The following is a 12,866-nucleotide window of genomic DNA, read 5'->3' on the forward strand; positions in this document are numbered from 1 at the left end:
CCTGACGGGCCAGGGCCAGCGCCGTGTCATAGGTCGTCTTGATCACGTGGACGGGAGTGCTCTGCATCGGTGCCTTTGCCTTTTGCCTCTAGCTAGTTGGACAGGGCACAAAAGAAAAGAGCGGGCAGGGCCCGCTCTTTCCTTAACCAAATCTGGTTATGAGCTATTAGAAGCTCATTGCAACGCCGAGCGAGAAGGTGTCTTCGTAGCTGCCGCCGTCGATGTCGCCACCGCCGTAGCCGAACTGCGCCTGGAGACCACCGCCCAGATCGTAGTTTGCGGTGATGCCGTAGCCGCTGGAGTCTGCGCCGAACGCGTCATCCACGTCGAACTCACCGTAGTTCACACCGAGTGTCAGTGCGTTCATGGTGTAGCCGAGGCCGATTGCATAGTGGCTGCCGTTGTCAGCACCGTTGTCGCTGTCGTCGGTCATGTGCGTGTAGTTCACGATGGCCTGGAGACCGTTGCCGAACGTGGTTGCTGCGCTCAGGCCGATGCGTGTGTCGTACAGAGCTGCTGCTTCGTCAACTTTCTGGTAACCAAAGCCGAGACCCAGTGTCAGGCCTGCGAGGTCCATGTTGTAGGACGCACCGAGAGCGAACGCGGTGTCGAAGTCGGTTGCGTTGCGGTCCGGCGAGACCGAGATCGAGCCGGTGAACGAGTCGAAGCTGTAGTCGAGGCGGATTTCCTGACCACCGTAGATTTCGTCCAGGCCGGAGTTGCCGTTGTAGCCCGGGTGCACGGTGTGGTCGTCGTTGATCGCGCCGCCGATTGCGGTTTCGGTCAGACGTGCGTCAAACGCGGAGTCGGTGTCGCCGACTGTCAGGCGCATCGGGCCGTAAGCCATGAACATCGTTGCGTTCGGCAGACGTGCTGCGTCTGTCTGGTCCGGGCTGATCGCTTCGTCGAGGTCGATCGACGCGCCAAAGGACAGGCCGCCATCAGTTTCGCCGGACATCGAGAAGGTCACGTCGATGTCGGTGAAGACGCGGACTTTTTCGAGATCGCCAGTCGAAGCATCGCCGGATGCGTTTTCGTTCTTGAAGATACCCATTTCAGCCAGGCCGGAGACCGACACGTCAGCCGCTGCGAAACCAGCTGTTGCAACCAGCGCGGTGGAAGCAAGAAGAAGAGTTTTCATTTTTTCCCTCATGTGTTCGTAAGGCACGTACCAAACCGGATGGTCCGGATTAGCTGGGAACTCTATGCTCTTTGGTGGGACTGGTTTGCAAGCCAAGCGGTCCATGGCCTGCCAAGTTCGCCATCTGTGATGCTCATTTGCCACAAGACTTTTGACGGAGCTTTCCCATTGAAAGATCACGGCCTTACGGCACATGTCTCAAGTTCGGCTTGTCGTATTGGGGATCGGCTTGTATGCAAAGCATAAGGCAAACAGGCATATGAGGGCAGTCTCCCATGGACCTTACACGTTTCAGGACCGGTTTCGGCGTCGCTCTTATGGCTGTTTCGGTCTCGGGCTGCGGGTTTTTCGGGGGATCGTCGGACCGTCAGCCTGTCGAGACGCCCGCCGCAGAGGACATCGTGGATGAAATCCTGTTGGAGCGGAACCCGAACCGCCCGCAATCCTCGATCTTCGACATCTTCCGCAACCGTGGTGATGCCGGTGAATTGGGTGCAGTCAACAAGTACATCTGGAATGCGGCGCTGGAGACACTGGATTTCCTGCCGGTCGAGTCGGTTGATCCCTTCACCGGTGTGATCACGACCGGCTATGGCACGCCTCCGGGAGGTGGTCGGGCCTATCGCGCCACCATCCTCGTGAATGACCCGGCGCTGGATGCGCGGTCGCTGAACATTGCGCTGATGACCCGGTCGGGCCCGGTGGATGGCGCAACCGTTCGGGCGGTGGAGGATGCGATTCTCACGCGGGCCCGCCAATTGCGCCAGCAAGACAGCCGCCTGTAATGTTTCGGACTCTGGTCTGACCGAGAGCCGGCTGCTCTAGTCCATCGGCTGGCGCACGGGGTAGGCTGCGGCCAGATCATCGACCCATTTCAACTGACGGGGCAGGCAGATGCGCTTGAGGTCATAGCGTTCGCGCGCGAATCTCCGGGCGTTGGAGCCCAGAAAATCGCGGCGTTCCGGAGAGTCGAGCAGGGCGCAGGTTTCGCGGATCAGCTTGTCCTGATCGAAGAAATCCACAAGGACGCCGGTCTGGCCTCCGATGATCGCCTCGCGCACGGGTGCCGTGTCGGAGGCGACGATGGCGCATTTGGCGCTCATCGCTTCGATCAGCGACCAGGACAGCACGAAGGGGTAGGTCAGGTACACATGGACCGTGCTGACCTGGATCATCGACAGAAACGTGTCATAGGGCACGCGGCCCATGAAATGCACCCGCGCCCAGTCCTCGTCCGGGATCTGGCCGCGCACCTCGTCGATGAAGATCTGTTTCCACGTTTTGCCGGCCGGGGGTTTCGCGCCATAGCTGGTCTCGTCGCCGCCCAGCAGCACGATCTCGGCCGTCGGTCGGCGGCGCAGCAGCTCTGGCAGAGCGCGCATGAACCGGTGATAGCCGCGATAGGGTTCGAGATTGCGGTTGATGAAGGTGACCACCTCGTCCTGCGCGGTCAGGACCTTGCCGTTCGGCAGCGTGAGTTTGGCCGCGGGATTCGCAACGACCGCGTCGGTGTCGACCCCGTCATGGCACACCGTGATGCGTGACTGGTACTGATCCGGGAAGGTGCCGGCCTGGAAATGGGTGGGGCTGATCCCGGCATCCATAACCTCTTCGTGCAGGCGGTTGTTGATGTTCTTGAGCCGCAGGCGCATCGGGTCGCGATCTGGCGCGCTGCTTGGAAATTCGGGGTCGAACCCGGTCTCGGCCTTGCCGGAGCGATGGTAGAGTTCGCAATAGAGGCCAAGCCGTGCCCCCGGCCAGACGTCCTTGAGAAACAGGCTTTCACCCCAGCCATGATGCGCGAGGATGACATCGGGTTCGAAACGCCGCTGTTTCAGGGCCATGGCCGCATCATAACAGCTTGTCCCGCGCAGGATCTTGGTTTCGAAATCCGCCAGCCACGGGTGTACCCCGGGCGTTGTCGATCCCTTGACCGCATAGGGCAGGACGGTGATGCCCTTCCACTTGGTGACTTCCTTGACCTTCGGGGTCAGCACGACCACCTGATCGCCACGCTCGGCCAGAGCCGGGCCGAGATGTTTGAACTGGGCTGGGAAATTCTGGTGGATCAGGAGTATTTTCATCGGCCCGGTCATCTTGCCCTTCTTTCCAAAGGGTATGACCGCAAAATTCCGGCATCACAATGGCGCAGGTGGGGGCGGGACTGGACGATCCTGTGGCATCGGCCTATCACCCTGCCAAAAGCTGATGCACACCCGAAGGACCTATTCCATGTCGCGTTACGACCCCTCTGTCATCGAACCCAAATGGCAGGCCGTCTGGGAAGAGAGTGAAACGTTCCGCGCCGTGCGGTCGGACGACAAGCCGAAATATTACGTGCTCGAGATGTTCCCCTATCCGTCGGGCCGCATCCATATCGGCCATGTGCGCAACTACACGATGGGTGACGTGATCGCGCGTTACAAGCTGTCCACCGGGCATAACGTGTTGCATCCGATGGGGTTTGACGCGTTCGGCATGCCGGCCGAGAACGCTGCGATGGCGTCAGGCGGGCATCCCAAGGATTGGACCTATTCCAATATCGACACGATGGTCAGCCAGATGAAGCCTTTGGGCTTTGGCCTCGACTGGTCGCGCATGTTCGCGACCTGTGATCCGGAATATTACGGCCAGCAGCAGGCGCTGTTCCTCGACATGCTTGAGGCGGGGCTTGTCTACCGCAAGAACGCGGTAGTGAACTGGGACCCGGTCGACATGACCGTGCTTGCAAACGAGCAGGTGATTGACGGCAAGGGCTGGCGATCCGGTGCCGAGGTGGAACGGCGGGAGCTCACGCAGTGGTTCTTCAAGATCAGCGACATGTCCGAAGAACTGCTCGACGCGTTGGACACGCTGGACGATTGGCCCGCCAAGGTGAAGCTGATGCAGGCGAACTGGATCGGCAAGTCGCGCGGGTTGCAGTTTGCGTTCTCGACGATTGACGCGCCGGATGGGTTCGACCGGATCGAGATCTATACGACCCGCCCCGACACGCTGATGGGCGCGTCCTTTGTCGGCATTTCTCCCGACCATCCGCTGGCCAAGCATTTGGAAAAGGACAATGCCGATCTGGCCGCGTTCAATGCAGACTGCCGCAAGGGCGGGACGACGGAAGAGGCGTTGGAGAAGGCCGAGAAGCGCGGGTTCGACACCGGGCTTCGTGTGCGCCATCCCTTTGATACGGCGTGGGAATTGCCGGTCTATGTCGCCAACTTCATCCTGATGGATTACGGCACCGGTGCGATCTTCGGCTGCCCGGCGCATGACCAGCGCGACCTTGATTTCGCGCGGAAATACGACCTGCCGGTGCAGAGCACATTTGTTCCTGCCATGGGTGAGGATGCGTTCATCCTGCCCGAAGACGGTGGCCCGGCTTATGTGCCGCCGAAACCCGAGACCGTGCGGTATATTCGCGGCTTTGCCGGGGAAGAGGCGCAGACGGGGAATGACGCCATCGAAGCGGCTATCGGGTTCTGCGAAGCGAACGGGGTCGGCCATGGTGTGACCAAGTTCCGCCTGCGCGACTGGGGCCTCAGCCGCCAGCGCTATTGGGGCTGTCCGATCCCGGTGGTGCATTGCGATGCCTGCGGCGTGGTGCCCGAGAAGAAAGAAAACCTGCCGATCGCGCTGCCCTATGATGAGGACGGCAAACCGATTGATTTCTCGATCCCGGGCAACCCGCTGGATCGTCACCCATTGTGGCGCAATTGCCCGTGCCCGACCTGTGGTCAGCCCGCCAAGCGCGAGACCGACACGATGGACACGTTTGTCGATTCGTCGTGGTACTTTGCCCGCTTCACCGCGCCGCGCGCGGACACGCCGACGGATATGGCGGATGCGGAATACTGGATGAACGTTGACCAGTATATCGGCGGCATCGAACACGCGATCCTGCACCTGCTTTATTCGCGCTTCTTCGCCCGCGCGATGCACATCACCGGGCATCTGCCGGAACGCTGCAAGGAGCCGTTCAACGCGCTTTTCACGCAAGGCATGGTGACGCACGCGATCTACAAGACCACCGGGCCGGATGGACGCCCCGTCTATCACTACCCGGAAGATGTGGAGTTGCGCGACGGCAAGTGCTTCCTGAAAGACGGGACCGAGGTCGAGATCATCCCTTCGGCCAAGATGTCCAAGTCGAAGAACAACGTGGTCGATCCGGTTGCGATCATCCAGCAATACGGGGCCGATACGGCGCGCTGGTTCGTGCTGTCCGACTCGCCGCCCGAACGGGACGTGGAATGGACGGCTTCTGGCGCTGAGGCGGCGGCGCGCCATCTGGGTCGGGTCTACCGCATCGCGTCCGAGGTTGCCGAGGCGAACGAGGCGGCCAATGCCGAAGATGATGCGCTCCTGCGCGAGATGCACAAGGCAATCCATGACGTGACCGTGGGTGTGGAAAGCTTTGGGTTCAACGCCTCGATTGCGCGGCTTTACGCCTTTACCAACGCGCTGTCGAAATCCAAGGCCGGGTCTGATGCAAAACGTCAGGCGGCAAAGACGCTGGCGCAGCTCATGTCGCCGATGACGCCGCATTTGTCCGAGGAAATCTGGGCGCTTCTGGGCGGCGAGGGTCTGGTTGCCAATGCGCCCTGGCCCAAGGCGGATGAGGCGATGCTGGTCGAAGACACGGTAACCTTGCCCATTCAGGTGAACGGCAAACGTCGGGACGAGATCACCGTGCCCAAGGACATGGACAAGGCCGAGGTTGAAAAGCTGGCGCTGGCGACCGATGGTGTGAAACGTGCGCTGGATGGCGCAAGCCCCAAGAAGGTGATCGTGGTGCCGGGTCGGATCGTGAATGTGGTTGCATAGACGCCAGACGTTTTTCGCGTTGTCCGCGCTTGTCGCGGGCGCGGCTTGCGGGTTCACGCCGGCCTATGGGCCTGTGGGCGGCGCGTCGGTGTTGCAGGACAACCTGCGAGTTGTGGCACCGGACCGGAGGGACGGCTTTCTGATTGCGCAGCGGTTGGAAGACAGGTTCGGACGTAATGACGGGGGGCGCTACGTGCTGACCGTCACGCCGACGATCCAGCGGCAGGGGCTGGCGACCTCGGTCGAGGGGACGACAAATCGGTTTCAGTTGACCGGACGTGCGGATTACTCCCTGACCGATCAGGGCAGCGGTGCCGTGCTGCGCGAGGGGCGCGTGATTGACTTTACTGGGTTTTCCGCCACAGGATCGACTGTCGCGACTCTCGCCGCAGAACGCGATGCGGCGGCACGTCTGATGGTGATTCTCGCAGATCAGATTGTCGACCGTCTGGTCATCTCGGCCAGCGGCCTGCCCGCATGAAGCTGCCCCCGCGCGAGGCGTCGGGGTATTTCGCCCGTCCCGATCCGGCGAAGCTGGGCATCCTGATCTATGGCGAAGACGCGATGCGGGTGGCGCTCAAGCGGCAGGAACTGATCGCGGCGCTGATCGGGCCGGAGGGCGAGGGCGAAATGCGCCTCACGCGGATTCCCGCAGCGGAGTTGCGCAAGGAACCCGCACTTCTGGGCGATGCGATCAAGGCGGTCGGGTTCTTTCCGGGGCCGCGCGTGGCCTTTGTCGAGGACGCCAATGACACGGTGATCAAGCCCATCGCGGCAGCGGTCGAGGACTGGCAGCCGGGGGATGCGCAGATTGTTGTGACGGCGGGGCAGTTGCCGGCCAAATCGGCGCTGCGCAAGCTGTTCGAGGGGCATCCGAATGCTTTTGCGGCGGCTTTGTACAACGACCCGCCGTCGCGTGCCGAGATTGAAGCGGAACTGACACGTGCGGGTCTGGCACGCCCCGATGGTGCGGCGATGGAGATGCTCACGGCCCTGTCGAAGGAGCTGGACCCGGGCGATTTCCGGCAGACGCTCGAAAAGATCGCACTCTACAAGTTGGGCGATTCGGCACCGCTTGCACCGGACGAGGTGACTCTCTGCGCGCCGGGGTCGACCGAGGCGGATCTGGACGATGTGCTCAACATCGTGGCCGAAGGGCGCACCGGGGAAATCGGTCCGGTGATGGCCCGGCTCGAGGCGCAGGGGACGGCGGCGGTGACGCTGCTGATCATGGCGACCCGGCATTTTCGCGCGTTGCACACGGCGGCGTCGGATCCGGGCGGTGTCGGGCAGGGGATGGGGCGGCTGCGGCCGCCGGTTTTTGGCCCGCGAAGGGATCGGATGTCGCGGCAGGCGTCGGGCTGGGGCATGCATCGACTGGAACAGGCGCTGCAGATGCTCTTGGAGACCGACCTGTCGTTGCGGTCGGCGGGGCAGCACGGGCCTGCATTGGCGATTGTGGAACGGGCGTTCATCCGGCTCGCGATGCTGGGACGCAGGTAGGATTTGCCGGGCGGAGACCCGGTTATGGGAGAACGAAGATGTACAAACTGGTGGGCAATCGCGCGACGCGGGCGTTCCGGCCTTTGTGGCTGCTGGAGGAGTTGGGTGTTCCCTACGAGCACGTGCCTGCTGCGCCGCGCTCGGACGAGATTCTGGCGGTCAGTACTTTGGGCAAGGTGCCGGTGTTGGTGGACGGCGACCATGTCATTGGAGATTCGATGGCCATCCTGACCTACCTCGCAGACAAGCATGGCGCGTTCACCCATCCGGCGGGGACCGTGGATCGGGCGCGGCAGGATGCCTGGACATTCCGGCTGCTGGATGAGGTGGATTCGCTCCTCTGGACGGCGGCACGACACAGTTTCGTTGTGCCCGAGGACGAGCGCGTGCCCGAGATCAAGGACAGCCTGAAGGCAGAGTTCGGCCGGAATATCGTGCGCATCGCGGGGGATCTGAACGGTGATTGCCTTGCCGGGGACGCGCCCACTGTGCCGGATTTCCTTTTGGCGCATTGTCTGGGCTGGGCGCGGAATGCGAAGTTCCCGGATGCGCCGGACGTGTTGGTTGACTACCTGCGACGCTTGCGGACGCGGCCTGCCTTCGAGCGGGCAGCGGCGCTCTGAGCCCAAGGGCTTTCGAAAGCCCTTGGTGACGCGGTTTCGAAACCGCGTTTGGACGCGCGGTCGAACGCGCTTGGGCACGCCCTTTCGAAAGGGCTTCCTGCGCCCCTTCCGAGAGAATTGTTCGCATCGGAAACCGGTCAGCCGCAAATCCGCGCCAAGGTGTCGGGATTGTTGATCCACGACAGGCCCGATTTGCGGTTAGAGTGTCCGCGACAAGGGAGACCGCGATGACTGACACGATCCGCTTTACTCTGGATGGCAAAGAGGTCGAGGCCCGCAAGGGTGAGACCATCTGGGAGGTGGCCAATGGCCGGGGCCTCGTGATCCCGCATCTGTGTCACAAACCGGCACCCGGCTATCGGCCCGATGGCAACTGCCGTGCCTGTATGGTCGAGGTCGAGGGCGAGCGCACTCTGGTGGCGTCCTGCATCCGCGAACCCGTCGAAGGGATGGTGGTCACGACCGACTCCCACCGTGCCACGTCGGCGCGCAAGATGGTGGTCGAGATGCTGTTGGCGGACCAGCCGGAACGCGACGCGGCGCATGACAAGTCTTCGCATCTCTGGGATATGGCCGAATTGAACGGCGTGACGGAAAGCCGTCTTCCGACGCTTGAGGCCGAACGCATTCCGCTGCTCGACGACAGCCATGTCGCGATGCGTGTAAACCTCGATGCCTGCATCCAGTGCGGTCTCTGCGTGCGGGCCTGCCGTGAAGTGCAGGTGAACGACGTGATCGGCATGGCCGGGCGCGGGCATGATGCCTATCCGGTGTTCGACTTCGACGATCCGATGGGGGCGTCGACCTGTGTCGCATGCGGCGAATGTGTGCAGGCCTGCCCGACGGGCGCGCTGATGCCCGCGACCGTGCTTGATGACGCACAGGTCGGTGACAGCAAGGATTACGACAAGGAAGTCGAAAGCGTCTGCCCGTTCTGCGGTGTCGGCTGTCAGATCTCGCTCAAGGTCAAGGACAACAAGGTGGTCTATGTCGAGGGGATCAATGGGCCTGCGAACGAGGGGCGTTTGTGCGTCAAGGGGCGCTTCGGCTTTGATTATATCCACCACGACCACCGACTGACCAAGCCGCTGATCCGGCGTGCCGATGCGCCCGCGAAGGGGCTGAATGTCGATCCGAACAACTGGCAGGAAGTCTTCCGCGAGGCGACATGGGATGAGGCGCTGGACTTTGCTGCCAAGGGGCTGAAGGGCCGGGGGCGCGAGGTTGCGGGATTTGGGTCCGCCAAGTGTACGAACGAAGAGGCGTATCTTTTCCAGAAGTTCATCCGCCAGGGTTTTGGCCACAACAACGTCGATCACTGCACACGCCTCTGCCATGCCTCTTCGGTGGCGGCGCTGTTGGAGAACGTGGGATCGGGCGCTGTGACGGCGACGTTCAACGAGATTGAAAACGCCGATGTGGCCATCGTGATCGGTGCCAACCCGATCGAGAACCATCCGGTGGCGGCGACCTATTTCAAGCAGTTCACCAAGCGCGGCGGCAAGCTGATCGTGATGGATCCGCGCGGTCAGGCACTCAAGCGGTTTGCCACGCATATGTTGCAATTCCGGCCGGGTGCCGATGTGTCGATGCTCAACGCGATCATGCATGTGATCGTCGAGGAGGAGCTCTACGACCGCCAGTATATCGAGGCCTATACCGAGAACTGGGAGGCCGAGAAGGCGCATCTCGCGGATTTCGCACCGGAAAAGATGGCCGAGATCTGCGGCATCGACGCCGAAACGTTGCGCGCTGTTGCCCGTGACTTTGCCGGTGGCAAGGCGGGGATGATCTTCTGGGGGATGGGCGTCAGCCAGCATATCCATGGCACCGACAATTCGCGCTGCCTGATCTCTCTGGCGCTGATGACCGGCCATGTGGGCCGCCCCGGTGCCGGGCTGCACCCGCTGCGGGGTCAGAACAACGTGCAGGGCGCGTCCGATGCGGGACTGATCCCGATGTTCTTGCCGGATTATCAGTCGGTGATGGATGACGGGGTGCGGTCTGCCTTTACCGAGGTCTGGGGGTCTGAGGACTTTTCGAACCAGAAGGGCCTGACCGTGACCGAGATCATGGATGCGGTCCATGACGGGCACATCAAGGCGATGTATATCCTTGGTGAAAACCCGGCCATGTCGGATCCGGATGTTGAACATGCGCGCGATGCGTTGGCCAAGCTCGACCATCTGGTGGTGCAGGACATCTTCCTGACCGAGACCGCCAACTATGCCGACGTGATCCTGCCCGCCGGGGCCTTTGCCGAAAAGTCGGGCACTGTGACCAACACCAACCGTCAGGTGCAGATGGGCCGTCCGGCCGTGACGCCCCCGGGTGAGGCCCGAGAGGATTGGGCGATCACGACAGACCTGGCGCGGCGCTGTGGCATGGACTGGCCGTACGAAAGCCCGGCAGATGTGTTTGCCGAGATGAAGCTGAACATGCGGTCGCTGGACAACATCACCTGGGACCGTCTGGCGCGGGAAAACGCGGTGACGTACCCGTCTCTGTCGCCCGAAGACCCCGGCCAGCCGATCGTGTTCGGCGATGGTTTCCCCCGTCCGCAGGGCCGCGCGCGGTTCACGCCTGCGTCGGTGATCGCGCCGGACGATGTGCCGGACAAGGATTACCCGATGATCCTGACCACGGGACGGCAGCTCGAACACTGGCATACCGGGTCGATGACCCGGCGGTCTGCGGTGCTGGACGCTGTAGAGCCCGAAGCGAACTGTTCGCTGCATCCCAGCACGCTGCGCAAGCTGGGAGTTGAGCCGGGCGGCCATGTGCGCCTGACCACCAAGCGCGGATCGGTCACGGTGATGGCGCGGGCGGACCGGGCGGTTGCCCCGGACATGGTGTTCCTGCCCTTCGCCTATGTCGAAGCGGCGGCGAACATCCTGACCAACCCGGCGCTGGACCCCTACGGCAAGATCCCCGAGTTCAAGTTCTCGGCGGTGCGGGTCGAAGCGGCGGATACAGGCGCGGTGGCGGCGGAGTAGACTGGAACTGCACAGCGTGTCTGGCCGTTTTCCCGATGAACCATTCGGGAGACAGGCCATGACACGACTGATGACACTTGCCACAATCCTTCTTGCTGGTCCCGCGCTGGCGCAGGATGCCGAGGACGGCGATGCCGGCCCGGTCCAGACGCGCGACGCGACCTATCTGCAATCCGTGGAGGACATGGACGTCTATACCGCCAGCGACGAAAAGATCGGTGAGGTCGAAGAGATCCTGATCGATGGGGATGGCGTGCCGGCGGGGTTTCTTCTCGAGATCGGCGGTTTCCTTGATCTTGGGGATTCCGATGTGAGCGTACCGCTTGGGGCGCTGACGTGGAACGGCGCGCATTACGTCAGCAAGATGACCGTCGACCAGCTCGAGGCGCTGCAACCGTTTGATGAATGACTCGCGGACGGGACTGGCGCGGGCCGTGGGACGGCGCGGATCTTTTCCACGGCTGCGGGGTTGCACCTCGTGGCCGATCTGCGTTTGGTGAGATACGCGTCTGACCCGGCTGACGCCTGCGCACCGGTCGGATGTGCGTCTTTGGTCAGAAAAGAAGGGATAGCCACATGCTTTCTGTCAACCCGGAGCGTTTCCTCAGCGATCTGAACACCCTGCGCAGTTTCGGAGCGGCGGGGGTCGGCAAGGGTGTGGTGCGGCCGGCCTATTCCGACGCGGATATCGCGGCGCGCGAATGGCTGGCAGGTCGCATGCGCGAGGCTGGTCTGGACGTGCATGTCGATCCTGTTGGGTCGGTTTTCGGTCTGGCCGAAGGAACATCGCTCCTGATGGGGTCGCACTCCGACAGCCAGCCCGAGAGCGGTTGGCTGGATGGCGCGCTTGGCGTGATTGCGGCGCTTGAAGTGGCGCGGGCCTCGGCTGAAGCGGGTGGGCCGCCGGTCTCGGTCGTGTCGTTCGAGGATGAAGAAGGCCGGTTCGGCGTGACAACGGGATCGGCCGTCTGGTCGGGGACGTTGAGTTTGGACAAGGCAGACGGTCTGACCGACCGCGATGGCGTGACATTCGCCGAAGCCCGGGCACGCATGCCGGGACGGTCGGAGGATTTCGTCGATCCCGCGCGCTTTTCCGGGTTTCTGGAAATGCATATCGAACAAGGGCCGGTTCTGGACCGTGAGGGCGAGGCCATTGGTGTGGTCGATGCCATCGTCGGGATTCGCGACATGAAGATCACGATGGTGGGCGAACAGAATCACGCGGGCACGACTCCGATGCAGGGACGCCGCGACGCGTTTCAGGCGCTATCTCGATTCAACAGCATGCTGGACGAGCGATTTGCCAATGTGGTCACTCCGCATACGGTCTGGACGATCGGGCATGTGGCCTTGCATCCCAACGCCTCGTCCATTGTTCCCGGGAAGGTCACGTTCTCGATGCAGTGGCGCGATGGGGATGCGGATCGCCTTGGTCGGATGGAGACGATCATCCGCGAGACCGCCGAAGAGGTGGCCCAAACGCGCGGTTTCGAACTGAGCTATGGCCCGATGCTGGGGCTGGACCCGGTCGACATGGACAAGCGGCTCAGGGGTGCCCTCGACCACGCGGCCGAGGCCGAAGTGCCGGGGCGTTGGCGCACGATGCCGTCCGGCGCGTTGCACGATGCCACAAACGTGTCGCGCCTGATGCCTGTGGCCATGCTCTTTGTGCCGTCTATCGGCGGGATCAGCCATGCCTTCGGGGAAGACACGGCCGAAGCCGATCTGGTGACGGGACTGAAGGTTCTGGCGGGGGCGGTCGGCCAGTTGGGCTGACCTTTCGCG

At 62.6% G+C, this 12,866-nt stretch carries 10 protein-coding genes; 8 read left to right on the forward strand and 2 right to left on the reverse strand.

Annotated features, from left to right (window positions below):
* Positions 1-166 precede the first annotated feature (166 nt).
* Positions 167-1,141 (reverse strand): porin, encoded by a 975-nt coding sequence (locus tag MRY75_RS00595; RefSeq protein WP_292305203.1) that lies wholly within the window; start codon positions 1,139-1,141, stop codon positions 167-169.
* A gap of 275 nt (positions 1,142-1,416) precedes the next feature.
* Between MRY75_RS00595 and MRY75_RS00600 the strand changes: the two genes are divergently transcribed.
* Positions 1,417-1,926, forward strand: coding sequence for a DUF3576 domain-containing protein (locus tag MRY75_RS00600; protein WP_292305204.1), 510 nt, complete (start codon positions 1,417-1,419; stop codon positions 1,924-1,926).
* 36 nt (positions 1,927-1,962) lie between these two features.
* Here the strand turns inward: MRY75_RS00600 and MRY75_RS00605 are convergent, their stop codons facing one another.
* Positions 1,963-3,225 carry a glycosyltransferase gene (locus MRY75_RS00605; protein ID WP_292305205.1) on the reverse strand — a complete coding sequence of 421 codons (1,263 nt, stop codon included), beginning with the start codon at positions 3,223-3,225 and terminating at the stop codon, positions 1,963-1,965.
* 148 nt (positions 3,226-3,373) lie between these two features.
* Here MRY75_RS00605 and leuS point away from each other — a divergent pair, with 148 nt between their 5' ends.
* From leuS to MRY75_RS00640, 7 genes are all read left to right on the forward strand, one after another.
* Positions 3,374-5,959: a leucine--tRNA ligase gene (gene leuS / locus MRY75_RS00610; RefSeq protein WP_292305206.1), complete on the forward strand. Its 2,586-nt coding sequence runs from the start codon at positions 3,374-3,376 to the stop codon at positions 5,957-5,959.
* Positions 5,946-6,440, forward strand: coding sequence for an LPS assembly lipoprotein LptE (lptE, locus tag MRY75_RS00615; RefSeq protein WP_292305207.1), 495 nt, complete (start codon positions 5,946-5,948; stop codon positions 6,438-6,440). The genes leuS and lptE overlap by 14 nt, the downstream gene beginning before the upstream one ends.
* Positions 6,437-7,462: a DNA polymerase III subunit delta gene (gene holA, locus MRY75_RS00620; protein WP_292305208.1), complete on the forward strand. Its 1,026-nt coding sequence runs from the start codon at positions 6,437-6,439 to the stop codon at positions 7,460-7,462. The genes lptE and holA overlap by 4 nt, the downstream gene beginning before the upstream one ends.
* Before the next feature lie 38 nt (positions 7,463-7,500).
* Positions 7,501-8,085, forward strand: a complete 585-nt coding sequence (locus MRY75_RS00625; protein WP_292305209.1) for a glutathione S-transferase family protein — start codon at positions 7,501-7,503, stop codon at positions 8,083-8,085.
* Between the two features lie 227 nt (positions 8,086-8,312).
* Positions 8,313-11,081: a formate dehydrogenase subunit alpha gene (fdhF, locus tag MRY75_RS00630; RefSeq protein WP_292305210.1), complete on the forward strand. Its 2,769-nt coding sequence runs from the start codon at positions 8,313-8,315 to the stop codon at positions 11,079-11,081.
* A gap of 58 nt (positions 11,082-11,139) precedes the next feature.
* A complete protein-coding gene (locus MRY75_RS00635; protein WP_292305211.1) occupies positions 11,140-11,490 on the forward strand; it encodes a PRC-barrel domain-containing protein in 351 nt (116 codons plus the stop codon).
* Between the two features lie 167 nt (positions 11,491-11,657).
* On the forward strand, positions 11,658-12,857 hold the full coding sequence (locus MRY75_RS00640; RefSeq protein ID WP_292305212.1) for a Zn-dependent hydrolase: 1,200 nt from the start codon (positions 11,658-11,660) through the stop codon (positions 12,855-12,857).
* Positions 12,858-12,866 lie beyond the last annotated feature (9 nt).

It is taken from the genome of Marivita sp. (assembly GCF_022763305.1).
Classification (GTDB): Bacteria; Pseudomonadota; Alphaproteobacteria; order Rhodobacterales; family Rhodobacteraceae; genus Marivita.

Bases quoted from the DNA above. Each gene is read 5' to 3' on its own strand.
- MRY75_RS00595 (WP_292305203.1), bottom strand. From the start codon at position 1,141: ATGAAAACTCTTCTTCTTGCTTCCACCGCGCTGGTTGCAACAGCTGGT.
- MRY75_RS00600 (WP_292305204.1), top strand. From the start codon at position 1,417: ATGGACCTTACACGTTTCAGGACCGGTTTCGGCGTCGCTCTTATGGCT.
- MRY75_RS00605 (WP_292305205.1), bottom strand. From the start codon at position 3,225: ATGAAAATACTCCTGATCCACCAGAATTTCCCAGCCCAGTTCAAACAT.
- leuS (WP_292305206.1), top strand. From the start codon at position 3,374: ATGTCGCGTTACGACCCCTCTGTCATCGAACCCAAATGGCAGGCCGTC.
- lptE (WP_292305207.1), top strand. From the start codon at position 5,946: ATGTGGTTGCATAGACGCCAGACGTTTTTCGCGTTGTCCGCGCTTGTC.
- holA (WP_292305208.1), top strand. From the start codon at position 6,437: ATGAAGCTGCCCCCGCGCGAGGCGTCGGGGTATTTCGCCCGTCCCGAT.
- MRY75_RS00625 (WP_292305209.1), top strand. From the start codon at position 7,501: ATGTACAAACTGGTGGGCAATCGCGCGACGCGGGCGTTCCGGCCTTTG.
- fdhF (WP_292305210.1), top strand. From the start codon at position 8,313: ATGACTGACACGATCCGCTTTACTCTGGATGGCAAAGAGGTCGAGGCC.
- MRY75_RS00635 (WP_292305211.1), top strand. From the start codon at position 11,140: ATGACACGACTGATGACACTTGCCACAATCCTTCTTGCTGGTCCCGCG.
- MRY75_RS00640 (WP_292305212.1), top strand. From the start codon at position 11,658: ATGCTTTCTGTCAACCCGGAGCGTTTCCTCAGCGATCTGAACACCCTG.